13 protein-coding genes and 1 pseudogene are annotated in these 22,467 nt (G+C 57.8%); 8 read left to right on the top strand and 6 right to left on the bottom strand.

The annotated features are described in order from the left end of the window. Positions 1-463 precede the first annotated feature (463 nt). From IV01_RS05555 to IV01_RS25965, 3 genes are all read left to right on the top strand, one after another. Positions 464-1,585: a beta-ketoacyl-ACP synthase III gene (locus tag IV01_RS05555; RefSeq protein WP_032630588.1), complete on the top strand. Its 1,122-nt coding sequence runs from the start codon at positions 464-466 to the stop codon at positions 1,583-1,585. A gap of 278 nt (positions 1,586-1,863) precedes the next feature. Further along, the gene (locus IV01_RS25970) at positions 1,864-3,966 is read left to right on the top strand and encodes a dermonecrotic toxin domain-containing protein (RefSeq protein WP_050507886.1); all 2,103 of its coding nucleotides are present in this window, start codon (positions 1,864-1,866) and stop codon (positions 3,964-3,966) included. After that, complete coding sequence (locus tag IV01_RS25965) at positions 3,927-6,758, top strand: NEL-type E3 ubiquitin ligase domain-containing protein (protein WP_154232262.1); 2,832 nt, start codon at positions 3,927-3,929, stop codon at positions 6,756-6,758. The genes IV01_RS25970 and IV01_RS25965 overlap by 40 nt, the downstream gene beginning before the upstream one ends. A gap of 224 nt (positions 6,759-6,982) precedes the next feature. On the opposite strand, the gene IV01_RS27550 is transcribed toward IV01_RS25965, so the two are convergent. Continuing rightward, a complete protein-coding gene (locus IV01_RS27550; RefSeq protein WP_418903552.1) occupies positions 6,983-7,234 on the bottom strand; it encodes a putative porin in 252 nt (83 codons plus the stop codon). Positions 7,235-7,408: 174 nt separating this feature from the next. Continuing rightward, a pseudogene (locus tag IV01_RS05560) lies at positions 7,409-8,245 on the bottom strand (putative porin); the annotation flags it as partial. Between the two features lie 450 nt (positions 8,246-8,695). Between IV01_RS05560 and IV01_RS05565 the strand changes: the two are divergent. Beyond that, positions 8,696-13,690 (top strand): NEL-type E3 ubiquitin ligase domain-containing protein, encoded by a 4,995-nt coding sequence (locus IV01_RS05565; RefSeq protein WP_032630586.1) that lies wholly within the window; start codon positions 8,696-8,698, stop codon positions 13,688-13,690. Between the two features lie 84 nt (positions 13,691-13,774). After that, positions 13,775-14,899, top strand: a complete 1,125-nt coding sequence (locus IV01_RS05570) for a GNAT family N-acetyltransferase (RefSeq protein ID WP_032630585.1) — start codon at positions 13,775-13,777, stop codon at positions 14,897-14,899. Positions 14,900-15,156: 257 nt separating this feature from the next. On the opposite strand, the gene IV01_RS05575 is transcribed toward IV01_RS05570, so the two are convergent. The 4 genes from IV01_RS05575 to IV01_RS05590 form a co-directional block, all read right to left on the bottom strand. After that, positions 15,157-16,989, bottom strand: a complete 1,833-nt coding sequence (locus IV01_RS05575; protein WP_032630584.1) for an ABC transporter ATP-binding protein — start codon at positions 16,987-16,989, stop codon at positions 15,157-15,159. Between the two features lie 105 nt (positions 16,990-17,094). After that, on the bottom strand, positions 17,095-17,661 hold the full coding sequence (locus tag IV01_RS05580; RefSeq protein WP_032630583.1) for a peptidylprolyl isomerase: 567 nt from the start codon (positions 17,659-17,661) through the stop codon (positions 17,095-17,097). Between the two features lie 123 nt (positions 17,662-17,784). Then, on the bottom strand, positions 17,785-18,573 hold the full coding sequence (locus IV01_RS05585) for an alpha/beta fold hydrolase (protein ID WP_032630581.1): 789 nt from the start codon (positions 18,571-18,573) through the stop codon (positions 17,785-17,787). Positions 18,574-18,616: 43 nt separating this feature from the next. Further along, positions 18,617-19,540 carry a LysR family transcriptional regulator gene (locus IV01_RS05590; RefSeq protein ID WP_032630580.1) on the bottom strand — a complete coding sequence of 308 codons (924 nt, stop codon included), beginning with the start codon at positions 19,538-19,540 and terminating at the stop codon, positions 18,617-18,619. 61 nt (positions 19,541-19,601) lie between these two features. Between IV01_RS05590 and IV01_RS05595 the strand changes: the two genes are divergently transcribed. The 3 genes from IV01_RS05595 (at position 19,602) to IV01_RS05605 (ending at position 22,290) form a co-directional block, all read left to right on the top strand. Next, positions 19,602-19,919, top strand: coding sequence for a hypothetical protein (locus IV01_RS05595; RefSeq protein WP_032630579.1), 318 nt, complete (start codon positions 19,602-19,604; stop codon positions 19,917-19,919). A 297-nt stretch (positions 19,920-20,216) separates the two neighbouring features. Then, on the top strand, positions 20,217-20,816 hold the full coding sequence (locus tag IV01_RS05600) for an FMN-dependent NADH-azoreductase (protein WP_032630578.1): 600 nt from the start codon (positions 20,217-20,219) through the stop codon (positions 20,814-20,816). 259 nt (positions 20,817-21,075) lie between these two features. Next, entirely contained in the window at positions 21,076-22,290 is a 1,215-nt protein-coding gene (locus IV01_RS05605) for an aldose 1-epimerase family protein (RefSeq protein ID WP_032630577.1), read from the top strand. Positions 22,291-22,467: the final 177 nt, after the last annotated feature.

Raw genomic sequence — 22,467 nt, 5'->3', positions numbered from 1 at the left:
GCCATGTGCCCGCGCGGGGTCATGAAGGATTGAGTCATTGCAGGCTCCTTGCCTGAGTGGGCGGGAGGCCCTGGGCGAAGGCGGGAGATTGGCGGATGAAATAGGTGCGCTCAATGCGCTAACGCCGGTTTAGGAAAAGCCCTACAACAAATGTCGAAGATGTCTGTAGTGGTTCCGTATTTGTTTAACTGGTTTCCAGAAAACCCGCCGACCCTATCGCGGGCAAGGTGGAGCGCCACCCCGATCGCTCCTAAAGGTTCTTGTGACCTCTAATCCAAGCCAACTCCCACAACTACGGGCCGATATGGCACACTTCGCCCCTTGAACCCCGAGGTGTTTGCCCGGTTTTATTCGCGCTGTGGGTTTTCAACGTATTTATATTGGTACGCCTGTCCCATGTTGTGGGTTCGGCGCACCGGCGAGCAGGTCGATACCTGCATTGATCAATAAGAGAGGAACGACCGTGCACAACGTCGTCATCAGCGGCACAGGCCTGTATACCCCGGCCGACAGCATTTCCAACGAAGAGCTGGTGCAGTCTTTCAACACTTACGTTGCTCAATTCAACAGCGAAAACGCCGAGGCCATCGAGCGCGGTGAGGTGCAGGCGCTGACCGAGTCCAACGCAGCTTTTATCGAAAAAGCCTCCGGCATCAAAAGCCGTTTTGTCATGGACAAGGCTGGCATCCTCGACCCGCAGCGTATGAAGCCGCGTTTGCCGGAGCGCTCCAACGACGAGTGGTCGATCCTCTGTCAGATGGGCGTCGCCGCTGCCGAACAAGCCTTGCAGCGCGCCGGCAAGACGGCTGCCGATGTCGACGGGGTCATTGTGGCGTGCTCCAACCTGCAACGGGCTTACCCGGCGATATCCATCGAAATTCAAGCGGCGCTGGGCATTCAGGGCTTTGGCTATGACATGAACGTTGCCTGTTCGTCGGCGACGTTCGGTATCCAGGCGGCGAGCAACAGCGTGCAACTGGGTCAGGCCCGTGCCTTGCTGGTGATCAGCCCGGAAATCTGCACCGGTCACCTGAACTTCCGAGACCGCGACAGCCATTTCATCTTTGGTGATGCGGCTACTGCGGTGCTGGTGGAACGCGCCGATCTGGCCACTTCGCCTTATCAGTTCGATATCGTCAGCAGTAAATTGCTGACCAGCTTCTCCAACAACATCCGCAATAACTTCGGCTTCCTCAATCGTGCATCGGATGAAGGCGAGGGCGCGGCGGACAAACTCTTTGTGCAGGAAGGTCGCAAGGTGTTCCGGGAAGTGTGCCCGATGGTGGCTGATCTGGTTGGCGCGCATCTTGAGGAAAACCGCCTGAACGTCGGCGATGTGCAACGCTTCTGGCTGCATCAGGCCAACCTCAGCATGAACCACCTGATCGTCAAGAAACTGCTGGGACGTGAAGCCACGGTTGAAGAAGCGCCAGTGATTCTCGACACCTACGCCAACACCAGCTCGGCGGGTTCGGTGATTGCCCTGCACAAGTACCAGGATGATTTGCCAACTGGCGCGCTGGGCGTATTGAGTTCCTTCGGTGCCGGTTATTCCATTGGCAGCGTGATTCTGCGCAAGCGTTAAGGCCATGGCTGCGGTGCCCCTGACATCGCGTTGTCACGAACCAAACGCGGGGCCCGTGGGAGCGCCGGGGTGGCGCTCCATCTTGCTCGCGATAAGGTCAACTCGGTTTGCCTGAGATAACGAAGCGCCTGTATCGCGGGCACGCGCGCTTCCACGGGATATGCAGTTCGAGTCGGATATTGGTTAAAAACCCTTGATGTCGTACCCGGCTATTACACCCGGCCGCAATCAGCTCAATACCTTGTATGGCTTCTTCCATGCCATACAAGGTAGCCACAATGTCTGTCGATGATCCTGTACAACGCAGCGACGCCATGCCCTTTGATTCCGGCCATTTGAATCACGAGTTTCTCAAGACGCGTCTCCCGGCCTGGCTCTACAACTCCCCCCGGGCATCGCGCGATGCGTTGCGCAAAAGTCTGCTGTACAGCCAGTTTTCCCGTCGTGCCGTGGAGCCGTTGCGCACTCGGCTTGTTCCCGTCGAGCAGTTTGCCAAGCCCTTGCTGGAGCAGGCGTTGTACAAGCGCTTCGGCGTTCAGCTGGACGTCAATGCACACCAGCTAGTGACGATGCGTTACGAAGAGGCCGTATCGATTCGACGTCTCACCCCACACAAGCAAACTCTGCTGCAAGCCGCCCTGCAGAACTTTCAGGAGTCCGAGGCCAGCCCTGGTTATTTCAAGCCAGGTTCTGCGTTGGTGCCTGTGGATGGCCTGCAGTTGCAACTGGTCGAGGGTACGGGAACCGAGGGCAAGGCACCGCATTTCAGGTATGAGTACCGGGGGATTCTGGCTATCAAGCCGGAGCAATTTGCCGAACTTTGTCATGGCCTGGATCTGGGGGGTAAATATCAGGCTCATCTGGAGGGCGTTTTTAAACCTGCATCCCCGGCAGGTCAGACTGAGGCGGTGGCCACGGCTTTCATGAACAGTGAGCGTGATGCGCTGGAGGTATTGGCGCACATCGCAATGATGAAAAAGCACATCAGTACTGGCGCTTACGAAATGCTTCTGCAACTCGTGAAGCCTAATGGCGAGCCGCGCTGGGACGGACAGCCGGTGCGTTACTGCCAGCTGCACATGTTGGGCGACCGAACCTTCGAAGGCAGCATGCTGTACGGCGCATTGCTGATCGAGCTGGACAACCCCGACGTCGATAACGGCCCTTGCGTGGTGTACATGCCCGCCGAACCCGAGCATCCGCTCAAGGAGTATCCATCCACGATGGCCTTGCTGGTGGTGCTGCGCCGCAAGCTGGTGGACAAAGCCTACCAGCAGTATTTCCGCCGTTTTGTCAGCCTGCGTCATAGTCATCGGTTTTTCACCCGCCTCAACGAGCGCCTGACCCCGCTGAAACGGAGGGAGGACAGCAGCATTTTAAAGCCGCTGTACGAATATCGTTTCGATCCGGCTGCCGATCTGGAGTTGCAGGCGTATGACATCGGCAAGCCTCCCTTCGACCTGTTGTACGAACACCTGCGCAGCAAGACTTGCGACGATGCGCGGGTGATTGCGGTGCCTTCCCGCGATGAGGACCAAAAGGCTCGCGAGCAGAGGCTGCAAGGCTTCGAAGCCCTCGGCCTGAACCTGCTCAATGCCATGGGCTTTTTCGTCCCCGTACTGGGGGAAATCATGAGTGTGGTGGCGGCCGGTCAGCTACTGCATGAATTCTTTGTCGCCGTCGAAGAATGGGATCATGGGGATCTCAACGAAGCGTTTGATCACTTGTTCGACATCGCTGAAAACCTGGCGAGCGCTGCTGTGCTGGGGGCGGCTGCGGGTGTCCGACCTGTGTCTGAGCCTTCTGTTTTTGTCGAGAGCCTTAGGCGGCTGAGCTTGAGTAACGGCCGCACGCGACTCTGGAAGCCTGCGCTGAACCCCTTCGGTCATAGCGTTGAATTCCCAGCGTGGCTGCCCGCCGATGCTCATGGTCGCATAGAAATGAAGGGCCAACTCTGGCTGCCGCTGGGGGATCGACTCTATCGGATTGAGCTCGATACCAATCTGCAGCAATGGCGCATCAAGCACCCTCGCCAAACCCAGCCTTACTCGCCCGTGATCGAGCATCATGGCGGCGGGGCGTGGCGCAGCGAAGTCGAGAATCCGCTGGGCTGGGATGAGACCACAGCTTTCCGGCGTCTGGGATCAACCGAGCAATCCCTGCCCCATGAAAGCATCCAGCAGGTGCTGAACATCACCGGTGCCGACGAAGCGCTGATGCGTCAGGTTCATGTGCAGAGACTCAAATCACCTGCATTGCTCCATGACTGCGCACGACGTCTGGCAATTGACGAGCAGATCGACCAGATCATCCTGGCGGTGGAGGCGGTGATTATTACCAGGTGGTCACGGCACACATTGAGCCCTGGCTCAATTTGCTGACCCGATCACCACGCTGGCCGGCAGGGCGCCAGCTGCGTCTGCTGGATCAGCAGGGCGGTGAGTTGGCGCGCTGGGGTTCCAAAACCGAGATGACCTTGCCTGCCATCGACCTCACATGGCAACCGGGCAACCTGGAGACCTTGCTGGGAACGGTGCTCGATGGGCTTCAAACTCATGAGCTGGATACCTTGATCGGTGCTGGCACAGCGCAAAAAAACGCTCGGATTCAACGTCTGGCTGACTACCTGACCCAGCATGCCGAGCTGGAGCGTGTCCAACTGTTCGACGATATCTATGCCGCGCAGAACAGCTCTTCCGACCCGCATATCAATTTGCTGCGCCGGGATTTTCCGGCTCTGCCCGTTGCGGTTGCCGAAGAACTGATCAGCACCGCCAACACCGTGCAACTGCAGCGCATGGAGCAAGCCGCCCGACTGCCACTGGAAATCGCCGAGCATGCTCGGGAGTATCTGCAGCAGCTTCGGCTTAACCGCGCCAACGAAGGCTTTTACCTAAATGCCACGAAAAACCCGGATACCTTCACCGTGGGTCTGCAGTTGCTGGAGCAGTTACCGGGCTGGCCGGACAGCGTAGCCATAGAGGTGCGTCAGGAAGGCGACGCTGGCGAATTGCTTGAGAGCATCGGCGAACCCCAGACCGCTGAAACCCTACAGACGATCATCAAGACCCGGGACGGCTATCAGTGCCACGGCCATGAAGGCCAGCCGGATCCGCTGTTTTTCAATGCGCTGTTACAGGCACTGCCAGCGTCTGTGCGCGGTCAGGTCGGTCTGTCATCCACCGCGAGCGAGCAGCATTTACGACTTTTGCTGGGCGAACTGGCCGTCAATAAGCGCGGCGCGGTGGCAAAAATCCTCAAGCTGCAAGCCATCAAGCCAGGCTTCAAATGGCCATTGCGTCTTCCCGATGGTCGAGTGGGTTATCCACTGAGCGGACGCTTGAGGCGCATGTTCAACCGACTCGGCTCGCGCGCCCCGCGTTACAACCCGGAGCTGGCGGTTAAAAGCCTGTTCCCCAGCTTTACTGACGAGGAGGTGAGCGCGTTTCTGTTCGAGTTGCGCCGGGAGTATGTGGGGGCGGCTGCGCACCTGAACCGATTCCTGCGCCTGCGCCTCGAGAACCTGGCTGCCGAATATCAAGCAATGGATTCGGCACTGTCGTTATGGATCGCTGAAGCGCCGACTCCATCTCTGATGCGCTCGGCCCGACAGGTGGCAGCGGATCGCCTGCGTCGGTGCTGGACCCGGACAGGCACCACAATGCACGGCGACGGTGGGGAAGTGCTCGGCTATAGCCTGGACTTGAGCGACCTGTCGATGGGGCGATTGCCGACCATTACCGCCCGTTTTGACCATGTCGCCTTTCTGACCCTGAAAAATACCTACGTCACGGCAGCCCAGGCGGAGGCGTTTCTCAATCTATTCTGCAGGCTGACTTATCTGAGCCTGCAACGTAATCATCTGCTCACGGTGCCACCCGCCATTGGCAGGATGCATCGCCTCAAGCGTCTATGGCTTAGCAATAACCCGCTGACTCTCGATGTCGAGGGTATTGGACATCTGCAGCGCCTGCGTCGCTTGCGCTTCCTGGATCTGAGTTACTGCCAGGTGGGCCCTGAGCTGAATCTGGTCGGGCTCAATCCGCTGCGCATTCTTCTGCTGCGCTCCACCGGCATCAATCGGGTGCCGGACTGGATCTGGGGTTGGCACGAGCTGACTGACCTGGACCTGCGCGAAAATCAGATCACGGCGATATCACCGGGCGTCTTGCAGCGATTTGATCGCTACGGAATGCGCGTGCAGTTGCATGACAATCCATTCAACGAACTGACGTTACGCCAGGCTCGAACCTATTTGAGCGTCTACTCCAGGACGCGCCTGGGCCTGAATGAAACCCGACCAAATGCCCCGGTCATGCTGCCCCCGGGTATGCCATGGTTTATCAGTGTGGACAATGAAATCCTGCAGCCGCGCCTCCAGCAATGGCGCGATCTGGCAGCAGAACCGGAGTCGGCCGATTTTTTTCAGACGTTGAGCAGTCTGTCCACCTCCGCTGACTTCGCCCATCACCGCCGGATGCTCACCGAGCGCGTGTGGAGCGTGCTCAATGCCGCCTCGGTCAATACGCAGCTGCGCCAGGAACTGTTCACCCTGGCGGCCCATCCACGCACGTGCGGTGACGGGGTCAGTATTGTTTTTGGCGAACTGGAAATCCATGCGCTGATTTTTGACATCAAGTCCTCGACGCCACAGGCCCATCAACCAGGCCAGATGTTCAAGCTGGCCAGGAGTCTTGAGCGGCTTGATCAAGTGGAAAAAATCGCCCAGGAGGACATCGCCGCCCGATTGATGAGGAGCGAGGCAGTCGATCAGGCTGAAGTCAGGTTGGGTTATCGAGTAGGTCTGGCCAAGGCGCTGGATTTACCAGCTCAGCCGCGCAGCATGTTGTTCAGCAATCTGTCGGGCGTCGGCCGGGAAAAACTTGCGGCCGCGCAACAGCGGATCCTCGCCAGAGAGCGCACGCCGGCGTTCTGGCAATCACTGATCGAGCGGGAATTCTGGATGGAGTACCTGGAAGAACACTTCGCGGCGCGCTTTGAGCCGATCAAGACGCCTTTCGTTGAACGCCTGCTGGCCCTGGATAGCAGCAACGAGCAGCAATACCTGGATCAGGTGAGCACCATCAGCCAGGAACGGCGTGAAGCGGTTGAGGGGTTGGCGATCAGCTTGTCAGAGGCTGTTGCGCAGGAGGAGTTGCAGAGTGAGGCGTGAGTTCCTGTAGGCGTGCGCCCGTCGTCCGGACGGCGCGCTGTCGCGCAGAAAACACGGAGCCCGTAGGAGCTGTCCTGAACGCACAAACAAAAAAAGCCCGATATTGACCTGGCGAAACGGACGATGGGGATCCGCCAGGTCGATATCGGGCTGCGCAGCTTCAAGCTTCAAGACTGAGTGCTTTCAACTTGCCGCTTGTGGCTTGAAGCTTGTAGCTGCTTCTATTAAAACTTCGCTTCTACGTCCAGCTGCAGGGTGTTGGCATCCGCATCGCGCTGGCTGGCAACGGCGTAGTCAGCCTTGGTCAGGAAGTAAGTAGCGCCGACCGAGAAGTTCTTGTCGATTTCGTAACCGACCTTGATCTTGTGGCCACGCGAACCGGTGGTGCCGTTGGCGAAGTCAGAGTCGGTGAAGGCGCCAACCACTGCGTTACGTTGGGTATCGCGATAGTTGTAGTCCAGACCGAAACCGAACACCTTGGTTTTCACACCGGCCAACCAGGCAGTGTCCTGATCATCAGTGCTGTCGTTGTTGACCACGTACTGGCCGTACAGCGCCAGTGGCAAGCCAAGGCCGCTGATATCAAGCTGGCCAAAACCTTCGTAAAGACGGAACTGGTTGGTGGTGTTGCCGTTCACGCGCAGGGCAGCGCTGTCCTTGTCGTTGTCGAAGGCGTAAACGCTACCGCCCACAGTCACTTTCAGGTTGTCGGTCGGTGCGAATTTCGCGCCCAACTGGCCGGCGGTCATGCTCAAGTCGTGACGGAACTGTGTACCTTCGCCATCGATGTTGTCTTTGAGGGTGTAGTAGCCAGCGCTACCGAACAGCTCGGACTTGCCGCCCAGCGGGATGCTGTAAGTAGAGGCCAGACCTTCCGGGTTGATGTCGCCGTCCCAGATCACGTCGCCCATGCTGACCCACGGCTGATTCATCTTGCCGCCGATCACGTGCAGGTTTTTCACTGCAGTCGGGGCGTAGTCGATGTAGCCCAGGTCCAGCCACAGGTCTTTCTTGACGAAGTAGCCGTCCAGGTCCTGGTTGGTGGAGCGTGCGTCGCTGCTGCCGCCGGTAGCGATACGGATACCAGTGCTCACCTGCGGGTTGATTTCGGTGTAGGCACCCAGACGAGCGCGAATACGCTGGCGGTCTTTATCCTGGCTGTTGGTCTGGCCATCGATGTTGATGGTTTCCTGACGAACGCGGACGTCACCTTTGAACTGAGTCTTGGCAGCCCAGGCGATCTTCTTCTCGAACTCGCTCTGAGTGGCCGATTTGGTGTTCTGCACGTCTGCCAGTGCTTGTTTCTGGGCTGCCTGGTCTTTTGCCAGTTCGGTTTGCAGTTCGTTGTACTGAGCGGCGTTGATCGAACCGTTAGCCTTGAGCATGTCCAGCAGTTTGGCGTCGACTGCGGCATTGGCTGGAACACTCATTGCCAGAACCAGGCCACCACAAAGGGCGGCGGCAGTACGTGTAGAAACAAGACGCATAATGAACTCCATATCTCGGTTTGGGATGGCGGCAGGCCATCCTGCAAATCCGCCCCACAGGCAGGGCGCTTTGAGGGTTAGTACCCTCGGTTCTAAAAACTGGCGCCAGTATCGCTGTGGGTTATTACAGATAAGTGGCAGTGCAATTGCACGTCGATGACAATGCAACTTTTGCCAAGAAGTGCGGTCCAGAGCCTCGCGCTCATTTCAGTCAAGTGATGGCGTTCTGCCTGATTTGCAGCTTGGCTGCCGCTCGAATGGTTTGTCGTTGGACCGGCTTCAGCCGGGAAGGCACCATTGCAGGCGAACTACCTCTAGCGGATGTACCGACCGATTCCCGGCTAAAGCCGGTCCCACGACACGGTTCGCTGCGCAATAACTGTGTATGTCACTTGATCCATTCAGAGTGATTACCGTGGTCATTTCATTGAGATGACCACGGAATCAACGATGGATCTGACGATCAGTTTCTACGATAACTATCCGAACCAGGATCTCCTGGTGCAACACCTGGAAAGCTGGTTTACCCAATACACTCCCGCAACCGCTGCGCTGCAGATGGCGTTATATAAAAGCCAGATTAAAAGTATTACCGCCCAGCGAGCCTTCGCCACGGCGATCAAGCCGCTCAAGTCCATTTATGACTTTGCCCGGCCATTGATGAATGAGCAGCTGCGCATCCAATTCGGCCTTGAGGTCGATTGCAGGCATCTGTTTCTGCAGGATATTACCGCTACCCAGCCGGCTATCCAGGCTGATGTGCAACCCATTCTTCTGGTCGCGCTGCGCAACTTCAAAGCCGACAAGAAGTTTCATCCTGCGTCGGGTTTGTATTACCGAACGGTGCCGTTTCCGCCCGAGCGCGATGGCTTGATCATTGGGAAACTTGAAGAGGTTTGCGGAGCAAAAATAGCCTGCTCTACCGGCTTTATCGACATCACCCCGACTGCGTTTGCGCACATGTGTCGATCACTGGATCTGGGTGGCAAGTACTTGGCGCATGTCGACAGTGTGGTCAAACGTAAACCCGAACTTGAAAAGGCTTTTATTCTCAAGGAGCGCTGTCGCTTTGAGGTGCTGACCCATATCGCGCGGATGAAAGGCGATATCAGCGAAGAGGTCTATCAAGTGCTGCTGGAAGTCGCAAAGCCCGATGGGCAGGCAGTGTGGCGAGGAGGGCCGGTGCAGTACAGCGCCCCTGAACTGTTCGCTACCAAGGACGATTGGGGTACTGCGCTGCATGGCGTGGTGTTGATTGAGTCCCATCGCTCCAAGCATAAAGCCGATGTTGCTCCCGACAACGACGATGTCGCCCTGGTGGTTTATATGCCGGGAGAACCGCGGCATCCGATCAAGGAATATCCCTCGATCAATGCATTTCTCGATTATTTACGGGTGAACCTGAACGACGCCCACTATCGGACTTACTTCACCCGCTTTATCGATGCCAAAGACTGTTCCGCTTTCTTCGAAAAACTGCAGCGTGTATTGAACCCCGATGGCCGCTTCGATCCTGGGGCGGATCTTTCTCTGTACCGATCACTCTGGGATGGCCACCCGTTCAAAGATTTGTACACGCAGGCAGTCGCCAAGCTGATTGCCGACGCCAAAGTGATCGCGGTGCCTGTAGAGTCCAGTGGCAGCCTGGACACATTCGAGCCTTTGAAAGTGATCATGGGTATCGTTCATTTTGGCTTTCACCTTGCCGATGTTTTTCTGCCCGCTTCCGAAGTACGTGATCTTGCAAAGGATGTCTTCATCGCCTCAGAAGACTGGCTTGAAGGCGATATGGAGAAAGCCTTGCGTCAGCTCTACGAGATAGGCAAAGACCTCGTGCTCGCGGCGGCGCCGAAGTTGGCCAGGGAATACGAACGGCTGGCAAGAATCTATGAGGATGGCAAACAGGCCGTAGAGGCCCTTCAGGATTTGCTCAAAGCTGCAGCCGACGGCGACGCCAATGCTCCATCCAATAGCTCCAGTGAGGATGAAATCACCGATCTGCAACTCCTTGACCTGCGACAGCTGCGCAACCTGGCGAAGCCGTCAGCGTTTATTGAGGGTCTGGCTCAGATCAAGTCTGAAGACGGCCGAGTTCGTTTATGGAAGCCGGGACTTGAGTCTCTGGAGCAGCCATATATTTTGCCCAGTGCGGCTGCGCTGGATGACCATAGCCTGTTCAGGGCTCATGGCAAAACCTGGCTGTCCATGGGCGGCCATTATTACCAGATTGCGTTCGATTCGCGGCTCAACAAGTGGCGTGTGGTCACTTTAGATGGTCGGCAGCAATACTCACCGATACTGGAAACCAACGGCGCTGGCGCGTGGCGTGCTGAAGGTGAATACCCCATGGGCTGGGATGCCTATAAGGCGTTTCGGCGTTTGCATGGTGATTACGTTCCACTTACGAATTCGCAGATCCGAAAGATCCTGCGGATCACCCAGACAGACGAAGCTCTACTGCGCCAGATCCACATGGACAAGTTGGTGCCCCCAGCACTGTTGATCGATTGCACGCAGCGCTTTCTGATCGATAAGGAAGTCACTGCCTTTATCGACCTCATGCAAAAAATGGGCGCGGTCGAGCACAGTGGCCTTTCGGATAACGGGGTTGTTTCATCCATCGAACCCTATCTGGACTTCATCGTGACGATGCCAGGTTGGCCGGAACATCGCGCACTGCGCAGGGTGGATGCGCAAGGGCAGGTGCTGAGCAGGCATACAAAGGGGCAAAGTGCCTCGCGCACCGTCGATGTGGTTTATACCCCCGGGCGTATGTTGGCATTTCTGGACGCTCTGCTGCGGGGGTTGCAGCCGGTTGAGGTCGAATCCCTACTGGTCAATGCCCGGCCGACACCAGGCCGTGGGCAGCAGTTGGCGTTACGTATTGCGGCTCAAGTCAGGGGCCAGCGCAGAAGTCTTTTCGATCTGCTTTATGCCGCTAAAACGCGATCCGCCGACCCTCTAGTCAAACTGTTGAAGCGCGACTTCCCGAGCCTGCCGTTCAGGGCTGCCGTGGAAATCATCCGGCTCGCCGACAGCGTGGAGTTGCAGCGGATGAGCAGCGCCGCGCGTATTCCCCTGCGCCTTGCCGAGCATGCCCGTGAATACCTGCAGCAGTTACGCATAAACCATGCGCTGGAAAGTTTATACCTGCACATGGAAAGCCCTGACAGCGATGTTGTCAGTCTGGACCTGATTCACTCATTGGCTTTATGGCCGCGAGACCTTGTGGTTGAAATGCGCAGAAATACCTTCGACGGCCCACTGATCTACCGCACCGGTGGTACCGGCACTTCTGCATCTGCTGTGAATGTGGTGCTGGTGCAGACCGGTACCGATTATCAGACCTTCACCCCGCAAGGCGAACGCACGCTGCTTGGCAACTCGCGGTTACGAACGACCCTGTCCAATACCTTGACCAGTCAAACCCGGCTGACCCACGACGTGCATGAGCTAGAGGAGTTGCTTGGCGATCTGGCGACTTCGCAACGTTCGAAGGTCAAGCGGGCGCTGGGCATGCAGCAGACCAAGCCGCGCGTCATCTGGCCGTCCCGTTCAGATGATGGACGAGTCGGCTATCAATTGAGCGGTCGAGTGCGCGGACTGTTTAACAGGTTAAGAACCAACGCGCCGGCTTTCTCCCCCGAACTGGCGGTGAAAGGGCTGTATCCGCAGTTCACGTTCCATCAGATAGCCGTCTTTCTGCAAGTTCTGGCTGCGGGCTCTACGGGGACTGCTCAGGAGAAAAAAGACTGGGTCAGGGCTCGCTTGAACGAATTGACCGAGGAATTCACGACGCTGCAACACGTTCTCGATGGCTGGGTGGCGCAGGCTCGCTATGCGCATCCTGAGCCACTGGCCGGGGTCAGCGCCGATGCACGGGAAGCTGCGCGGATAGCTATTCTGGCTTGCTGGCGCCGACAGCCCGAGTCGCGGATTGATCCCAACGCAACGGATTCAGCGCACCAGTTAAATCTGGTCAATCTGCAGATAGGCGCGTTACCGCCGATCACGGCGAACTTTAACCACGTGCAGGCCTTGAGGCTGGAGAACATTGCCCTGACCACCGACGGCGCCCAAGTGTTTATCAGGCGATTCCCCGAGTTGCGCAGATTGTCCTTGAGTAACAACCGGATTGAGTCAGTGCCAGAGGTTCTGGATCGCCTGACCAACCTGCGAACCCTGACTCTGAGCTACAACCCGATCCATGTCGATGGGCGAGGGATGCAGCGTTTGCAGCGTCTGAGCTTGATGAAAGTCCTGCTACTTGAGGGCCGGGACATCAATATTACTGCACCGCTGGACGTCAGCCGCTGGCCAGCGCTGCTGGAAATCCGCCTTAGAGACTGCGGACTCCCAACCCTGCCACTCGGGCTGGATGTGCGTGAGACGTTGAGGCATGTCGACCTGCGTCGAAACCAGATCACAGACATTGATGAGCAGACCCTTCGCGCGATCGCCGGGCGCACAAGGCTCTATTTGCGCCTGCATCAGAACCCGCTCAATGCCGAGACCGTTACCAGGGCAGCAGCCCTCTTTGACGAAGTGGCACTGATGCGTATGGGGATAGGTAACGTCCAGGCGGATAACTGGGCCCGGAGCCCCGCCGAGTGGTTGTCTGAAACCGGTGACGAGCAGCAGCATCAGCGCTGGGAGTCCTTGCAGCGTGAGGCAGGCGCCGAGCCGTTCGTGTTACTGGTCAACGACCTGCTGCAGACCGCCGATTACCGTGACAACCGCCGCCTGTTGACCGAGCGGTTGTGGCAAATGATCGATGCAATGGCCGGATCCGAAGCGTTGCAGCAAGAACTCTTCGCCCTGGCGGCGCATCCGGAAACCTGCGGCGACGGCACCATGATCACTTTCAATATGCTGGATATCCGGGTGCAGGTGTTTCAGCTGGAGTCACTGCCGGGAGGCAAAACCCCAGTAGACATGTTCAAGCTGATGCGCGGCCTTGAGCGTTTGGATGAGTTGGAAAGAATTGCGCTGGAAGATTTCAATGCCCGGGTCGTCACTCAACCGCGCCTGGATCAGGTTGAGGTCAGGCTTGTCTACCCCACGCGATTGCGCGAAGAGCTGGCGTTGCCGGGCCAGTCGCAAGGGATGTTGTTCGCGGGGATCTCCGGGGTGGATGAGAGCATGCTCGATAGCGCCAGGGCCCGGGTGCTCGCGAGGGAAAGCACGCCTGAATTTCTTCAGTCGCTGATTGCCCGAAAGGACTGGATGACCTTCCTGGAGGATCACTTTCAAAAGGACTTCGACAAGGTACGGTTGCCTTTTCATGAACGTCAGGATTTGCTCGACGCGCAGCACGAGACCATGACCGACGATGACTACCTGAACAGCGTGAATGCGGTTTTCCAGGAGCTTAAACGGGCAGTCGACAGCAAGGCGCTGCAACTGACGACTGATATTGCCCTGTTGGCCTCGGAACCGGCCTGACCTCGGAGCGGACTCAGTGGTCGTGAACAATTCTCGCCAATGGGGGATACTCCCGCACACCTCAGCGGCTTTTGAGAATTGCGCATGTCCGTACAAACCACCGACAGCCTGAGCACGATCGCGTCCTCCGAGTGGGACGCGCTCTTGCCAGTGCATCAGCCTTTCGTGCGTCACGCTTTTCTCAGTGCCTTGGAAGACAGCGGCAGCCTGGGCCCTCGCTCGGGCTGGAAGGCTGAACATCTGCTCAATTACCGGGACGGCGAACTGGTGGCAGCCATGCCGGCCTATCGCAAGTGGCATTCCTACGGCGAGTACGTGTTCGATCACAGCTGGGCAGATGCCTGCCGTCGGGCGGGCATCGCTTACTACCCCAAGCTGTTGGGGGCGGTGCCGTTCAGTCCGGTGAGCGGGCCGCGGATTCTGTCGGCTTCACCTGAGGCGGGTATTGAGTTGCTTAACAGCCTGCCGGGTTATCTGGAGGCTGAGGGACTGTCCAGCGCTCACGTCAATTTCACCGATCCCTTGGCCGACGCGTTTCTCGATGAGCAGCCGGGCTGGTTGCAGCGCTATGGCTGCCAGTTTCATTGGCAGAATCGCGGCTACCGGGATTTTCAGGATTTCCTCGACGCCCTGAGTTCGCGCAAGCGCAAACAGATGCGCAAGGAACGCGAGCAGGTGGCGGGGCAGGGCATCGAGTTCGATTGGCTGGAAGGCCATCAGCTGAGCGAACTGCTCTGGGATTTTGTCCACGCCTGTTATTCCAACACCTACGAAATTCGCGGGCAGGCGCCGTATCTGACCCGGGAATTCTTCAGCCTGCTGGCTGAACGCATGCCCGAAGCGATACGCGTGGTGATCGCCCGTCAGGGTTCGCGGCCGGTGGCCATGGCGTTCAGTCTGTTGGGCGGCGACAGTTTCTATGGCCGCTACTGGGGCTGTCTGGCCGAGTTCGACCGGTTGCACTTCGAGACCTGTTTCTATCAGGGCATGGATTACGCCATTGCTCACGGTTTCAAACGTTTCGATGCCGGGGCGCAGGGCGAACACAAGCTGATTCGCGGCTTCGAGCCGGTCATCACCCGCTCATGGCACTACCTGGCACATCCCGGGCTGAAAGAGGCCGTGAGTGATTTTCTGGACCAGGAACGAGTCGGCATCCTGGCCTACGCCGAAGATGCCCGAACCGCGTTGCCGTATCGACAGGTTTGAGGTGAGTTGTCTGTAGGAGCTGCCGCAGGCTGCGAACAGCGGTGTGTAAGACAGGCCGCCTTCGCAGCCCTCGTAACCTCGGTCAGCTCCTACAGTTCACCATGGGCAATACACGTGGGCGCGGCTTACGCTGAACTTGTGGGAGCGAATTCATTCGCGAAGAGGCCGGTACATTCGACAGATATCTATCGGCTGTGCAAAAGCATTCGCGAATGAATTCGCTCCCACATAGGATTGTGTTTCTCCTGCAATCTCGCTCAATCAATCCCCACAAACCCACCGGTCTGATGCTGCCACAACCTTGCATACAGCCCGCCGTGGGCCAGTAGTTCGGCGTGGGTGCCGGTTTCGGCGATCTTGCCGTTTTCCAGGACCACCAGCCGGTCCATCCGGGCGATGGTGGACAGGCGGTGGGCAATGGCGATCACGGTCTTGCCTTGCATCAGGGTTTCCAGGCTTTCCTGAATCGCGGCTTCCACTTCCGAGTCCAGCGCAGAAGTGGCTTCATCCATGATCAGAATCGGCGCGTCCTTGAGCAGAACCCGGGCGATAGCAATGCGCTGGCGCTGACCGCCGGACAACTTGACCCCGCGCTCGCCCACGTGTGCCTCAAAGCCCATGCGCCCTTCAGCGTCGGACAACAGCGGGATGAACTCATCGGCGCGTGCTTTGCGCACCGCTTCCCATAACTGCTCATCGGTGGCATCCGGTTTGCCATACAGCAAGTTGTCACGGATCGAACGGTGCAGCAGCGACGTATCCTGGGTGATCATGCCAATCTGTTCCCGCAGGCTTTCCTGTGACACGTGAGAAATGTCCTGACCGTCGATCAGAATCCGGCCGTCCTGCACGTCATACATGCGCAGGAGCAGATTCACCAAGGTGGATTTCCCCGCACCCGATGGCCCGATCAAGCCGATTTTCTCCCCAGGTTTGATGTCCAGGTTCAGGCCGTGAATGATCCCGTTGCCATTGCCGTAATGGAAATCCACACCGTCGAATTTCACGCCGCCGTTTTCCACATTCAAGCGCGGCGCCGGCTTGCGGTCGATGACGCTGACCGGCTGGGAGATACTTTCCAGGCCGTCTTGCACCATGCCGATGTTTTCGAAAATGCCGTTGACCACCCACATGATCCAGCCGGACATGTTGACGATGCGGATCGCCAGACCGGTTGCCAGGGCGATGGCGCCTACGGAAATCAGCGACTCGGTCCACAACCACAACGCCAGACCAGTGGTGGTCACGATCAGAATGCCGTTCATGCTGGTGATGACTGTGTCCATTGCGGTAACAACACGGCCCGCCAACTGGCTTTTCTCGGTTTGTTCGCTGATCGCTTCGCGAGCGTACTGCTGTTCAAAGTTGGTATGGGCGAACAGCTTCAGTGTAGTGATGTTGGTGTAGCCGTCGACGATACGGCCCATTAATTTGGAGCGCGCATCGGAAGACACCACCGAGCGCTCCTTCACCCGCGGTACGAAGTAGCACAGGGCGAGGATGTACGCGGCGATCCACGCCAGCAGCGGGATCATCAGGCGCCAGTCCGCTTCGGCAAACAAGACCAGGGAGCTGATGGCATAGATCAGCACATGCCAGAGGGCGTCCACGGCTTGCACGGCGGAATCGCGCAGGGAGTTGCCGGTCTGCATGATGCGTTGCGCGATCCGGCCGGCGAAGTCGTTCTGGAAGAAACGCACGCTCTGTTTCAGCACGTAACTGTGGTTTTGCCAGCGGATCATGCTGGTCATGCCAGGGCTGATGGTCTGGTGTACCAATAAGTCATGCAGGCCGACGAAAATAGGCCGCAAAATCAGGGCAACCACGGCCATCCAGATGAATTCGTTGGCGTGGATGCTAAAGAAATCTTTATCGGGCGTACCCTGAGCCAGGTCGATGATGCGGCTCAGGTAGCTGAATAGCGCGACTTCGATCAACGCTCCGATCAGGCCGACCACCAACAGCGCCGCGAAGCTGGGCCAGACCTGACGCAGGTAATAGATGTAGAACGCCAGGACTTTATTGGGGGGAGCATCGGTAGGGGCGTCACGGAAGATATCGATCAGTTTTTCAAAACGACGATAGAGCATTGGCGATGATGCCCACCAGTTAAGCGGGCTCTCCTTACTGAGCGGATATTCCTCTGATCGGACCGCATGAAATCCTGAATGATTTCATGCGAGTCCATTCACAGCTTAGTCGATGCGTTTAGCGGACTTGATGTAGATCGGGTCGATGGGCACGTTCTGCATGCCTTGCTTGTTGCCAGCCTGGGCGTTGACGATCTGGTCGACCACGTCCATGCCTTTGACGACTTTGCCGAACACCGCGTAGCCGAAGTCACGGGCGCCGTGGTCGAGCATGGCGTTGTCATTGGTGTTGATGAAGAACTGGCTAGTGGCCGAGTTCACCACCGAAGTCCGCGCCATAGCGACAGTGCCGCGCACGTTATGCAGGCCGTTTTCCGCTTCGTTCTTGATCGGGTCCTTGGTCGGCTTCTGCATCATCTGTGCAGTGAAACCACCGCCCTGGGCCATGAAGCCCGGGATGACGCGGTGGAAGATCGTGTTGTTGTAAAAGCCGCTGTCGACGTAGCCCAGGAAGTTCTGGGTGCTGATCGGCGCTTTGGCATCTTCGAGCTGGATTTCAATCGCGCCGAAGCTGGTATCAAGCAGGACGTGAGTCTGCTTGGCGGGTGTCGCGGCCATGAGGCTGGTGGCGAACAGCACGGAGCAGGCGGCGATGGCGATTTTTTTCAGCATGGTTCAGTTGATCCTGAGTGGTGGTTTCGACTGCGATCGTTGTAGGAGTGCAGGTCGCAAGGTAATCACGTTTGGCTTTTTTTGCCCAGCCTTTGAGCGGCTAACCCAAACGAGTAGTGCGCTTCAGACCTGCGCTGTATCGATGAATTCCAGTACGGCCTGGTTGAATGCCTGAGGTTGATCCAATGGGGTGGCGTGGCGTGAGTCCGGGATGACCACCAGCTTGGCGTTGGCGATCAGCTTCACGTAGGCCTCTTTGAGCGCCACGCGGGTGTAGTCCCGGTCGGCGCTGATGATCAATGTCGGGCACGTGATGCGCGACAGTTTGTGTTGCACGCCCCAGCCGGTGATGGCGTTGAAACTGGCCAGATAGGCACGCTTGTCATTTTCTGCCCAGCGGCTGGCCATCTTGCTGCGCAGATCGGCCTGCTCGGGTTTGGGAAACATGTTTTGGCCCAGCGCCTTGCCGAGGGTTTCCATGCTCAGCAGCCGGGCCAATGTCCAGCGCTTGGCATACTGCCAGACATCGTTGGCAGTCTGGATTTTGACTTGGGGCGCACTGTTGACGATGCACAGGCTTTTCAGCAAATGCGGATGATCCACCGCCAGCTGGAAGCCGATCATGCCGCCCATGGACAACCCGACGACATGTACCGGCCCCAGATTCAAATGCTCGATCAGGGCTTCGACATCACCGGCAAAGCCGCGGATGCTGTAGCGCTCCCGTGGCTTGTCGGAACGACCATGCCCGCGCATGTCCATGACAATGACCCGGTACCGCGCAGCGAACACCGGTACCTGATATTCCCAGTCCCGACAGCTGGAACCCAGACCGTGGAGCAATAATAGCGGCTCGCCCTGGCCATACTCTTCGTAATGCAGTGAACAACCGTCATGTTCGAAATGGGCCATGGACAGCTCCTTGTCTGGCTTATTGTGTCTGGCTGACTGTAAGTCAGGCTTGTTGCGGTGCGGCGAAAGCGGCGGTCAGGGGCGCAGTGTCGAAGGTGCGGATCAGCTCGATGAGAATCTGCGTGGCCGGGCCCAAAGGTTTGTCTTTACTGGAGTAAAGATAGAAGGTCGGGTTGCGACTGCCACCCTTATCCATCGGCAGCGCCTTGAGCACCCCTTCACGCAGTTCGCGTTCGATCAGATGGCGTGGCAACCAGGCGAAGCCCAGGCCGCTGCTGACAAAGGTTGCCGCAGTCGCCAGGCTGCCCACGGTCCAGCGCTGTTCGGCGCCCAGCCAGCCGACGTCGCGAGGTTGCTGGCGGCCCGAGTCGCGAATCACCACTTGCAGCTGGCTTTCCAGATCCTGGAAATTCAGCTCGCGATGCAATTGATGCAGGGCGTGTTCAGGGTGAGCGACGGCGACAAACTCCACGCTGCTCATCTCAGTGCCCAGGTAACCCGGAATGCTGAAACTGCTGATCGCCAGATCGGCTACCCCTTCGAGCAATACTTCCTCGACGCCGGACAACACCTCTTCGCGCAAACGCACACGGCAACCCCGGCTCTGGGGCATGAACGCCGTCAGGGCGCGAACCAGTCGTGCGTTGGGATAAGCCGCGTCCACCACCAGGCGTACCTCGGCCTCCCAGCCTTGTTCCATATGGTGCGCCAGATCTTCCAACTGGCTGGCTTGTTTGACCAGTTGCCGGGAACGCCGCAGCAACACGCCGCCGGCTTCGGTCAACACGGCCTTGCGCCCGTCGATGCGCAACAATGGCACGCCGAGCTGATCCTGCATGCGGGCCACGGTGTAGCTCACCGACGACTGCGAGCGATGCAGCACTTCGGCTGCCTGGGCGAAACCGCCGTGATCGACCACGGCCTGCAAGGTCCGCCATTGATCGAGGGTGACCCGGGGGGCTTTCATGTGTAGCTCCTCTTTTGCTGCGCTTTGTCCTAATCTGCCAGTCCCTCTCTGGAGACTGCCAATGAACCGATTCTGTTGTGTGTTGCTGGCACTGCTGCCGCTGACCGCCTGGGCCTACCCTATCGAAGTGGAAAAACACTACGAAGGCGTCGAAGTCGACTACACCAGCCACGATACTTTTTATGACACCGGCTCCATCACCGTGAACAACTACGGCAGCGTCGATGCCAAATGCAGCGTGGTATTCCGCAACGGCCCCGAGGCACCGCGCACCCGACGCATCACCGTCGCCGCGAAAAAAAGCGTGGACGTGTCCGCCAAATTCAACCGTAGCATCATCAAACTGCGCATCAGTCTGAGCTGCAAGCCTGATGCGTGATGGCATGGGTGTGCTGCGTTTATCCCTGACACAACGCAGTCGCGCATCAAACACAAAACCCTGTAGGAGCGCGCTTGCCCGCGATAGCGGTGGTTCAGTCAAAAAACATGTCGTCTGATCCGGCGCTATCGCGGGCAAGCGCGCTCCTACAGGGGCTACCTGAAGTCAGAGTAAACCACGCCACTAATAAAACAAATTATTAGATGTTTTGAAGCAGATTTTTACGCTTTTTAATCGATATGGTCCTGTTTAATCTTCACCCCATCGAAACACATTATTCGTTGGAGGTAACAGCCCATGTCCCGCGTACTGATCATTGAAAGCAGCGCTCGTCAGCAGGATTCGGTTTCCCGCCAGTTGACTCAACAGTTCATCGGCCAATGGCAAGCCGCTCACCCCGCCGACCCGATCACGGTTCGCGACCTGGGCAAAGACCCGGTCCCGCATCTGGACTCGACCTTGTTGGGTGGCTGGATGAAAGCCGATACCCAGCGCAGCGTCACCGAACAGGCCGCACTGGATCGCTCCAACCAACTGACCGACGAACTGGTAGCCGCGGACGTGCTGGTGCTGGCGGCACCGATGTACAACTTCGCCATTCCCAGCACCCTCAAAGCCTGGCTGGACCACGTGCTGCGTGCGGGTGTGACCTTCAAGTATGGCGAAACCGGGCCTCAAGGCCTGCTGGTCGGCAAGCGGGCCTTCGTCTTGACCGCTCGCGGCGGAATCTACGCCGGCAGTGCGCTGGATCATCAGGAACCTTACCTGCGCCAAGTGCTGGGTTTCGTGGGCATCCACGACGTCACGTTCATTCACGCCGAAGGGCTGAACATGGGCGGCGATTTCGTTGAAAAAGGCATGAACCAGGCCATCGCCAAAGTCGCTCAGGTGGCTTGATCAGCACCCTCCGCGCCACGCGCTACCGATTCAAGCGTCTCGTTACAGACTTCCCTTGGCACCTCCCGCTCCTGGGTGCATGGCCCGATAGACCTCCGTTTTGGATGGTTCATCGGGCTTTTTCTTGGGCACAGGTTTAATCGGCACCTGGCCGAATGGGTTTCCTGTTTTCTCTGGGTTTGACTAGACTCGATCTGTAGCTGAATCGATTAACCCGATTCAGGACCAGCAGATCCAATAATTCCAATAAGGACTACCCATGAAACCTCTTGCCTGGCTTTTCGGCCTCAGTGCGATCGCCGTCGCTTCACAGGCCGCCGCCTGGGACTACGTGCTGCTCGATACCGACAAACCTGCCCAGAATCAGCAATTCACCAGCGCTCAGCTCGGGGTCAAAACCGACAAACCCTTCACCATCACCCTGCGCACTCTTCATGGCGGACGGCAGGAAGGCGTGAGCGTGATTGATATCGACAACGGCGCCATGAAGCTCTCAGTCGTTCCGACCCGTGGCATGAACGTGCTGCAAGCCTCTGTGGGTGAGGTGCGGATGGGCTGGGATTCACCGGTGAAAGACATCGTTAATCCGGCGTTTATCGAACTCAACGGGCGTGGCGGCCTGGGCTGGCTGGAAGGCTTCAACGAATTGGTCACCCGCTGCGGATACGAATGGGTCGGGCATCCAGGCATGGACAACGGCGAGTTGCTGACCTTGCACGGCCGGGCGGCAAACATTCCGGCCAGCAAAGTCACGTTGTACATCGACGAAACGCCACCCTATGCCATCCGCCTCAAAGGCGAGCTGAAGGAACAGGCTTTCAAGAAAGTCGATTTCTCGGTCCAGACCGAACTGGTGACCGAGCCCGGAAGTACGCGTTTCACCCTCAACGACACCCTGACCAACAACGGCGACTATCCGAAGGAATATCAGGCGCTGTATCACAGCAATTTCAGCACGCCGTTTCTGGAGCAGGGCGCACGGTTCGAAGCGCCGGTTAAGCAGGTCTCGCCATTCAATGAAAAGGCCAAGGGTGATCTTGCTGATTGGCAAACCTATCGTGGCCCGACTCCTGATTACGACGAAACCGTTTACAACGTGGTGCCTTACGCAGATGCCAAAGGCGACACCCTCACGATTCTGCATAACAAGGCCGGTAACCTGGGCGTTTCGCTAGGTTTCAACACCCAACAGTTGCCAGTGTTCTCGCTGTGGAAAAACACCGACACCAAAGGCCAGGGCTACGTGACAGGCCTGGAACCAGGAACCAGCTTCTCCTACAACCGACGCTATCAACGACCGCTGAACCTGGTTCCGACCATCAAGCCAAAACAGCAACGCCAGTTCCAGATCAGCTACAGCCTGCTGGCCGACAAGGCAGCTGTTGATACGGCGCTGGGCAGGGTCAAAGACATCCAGGCCGGGCGTGAGACCGAGGTGCGTAAAGAGCCTTTGGTTGATTTGAGTAAGGAGTAAGTTTTGCCAGGTTTGGCGAATTTCGTTGGCGGGCTTAGGGAGACTCAAGGCCGTGCTTAAAGAATCTGCAACGCAGATTTGCTTTGGCCTTTCCTGCCACGATTTCACATACACCGCCGAATCGAGCGTCGGGAGGCTGAGTGGAGGTGCCGTGGTGTGGGTCGCTCGGCATGGATG

The organism is Pseudomonas syringae (assembly GCF_000737245.1).
GTDB classification, from domain to species: domain Bacteria; phylum Pseudomonadota; class Gammaproteobacteria; order Pseudomonadales; family Pseudomonadaceae; genus Aquipseudomonas; species Aquipseudomonas syringae_J.
This window is presented reverse-complemented; position numbering and strand designations above follow the sequence as displayed.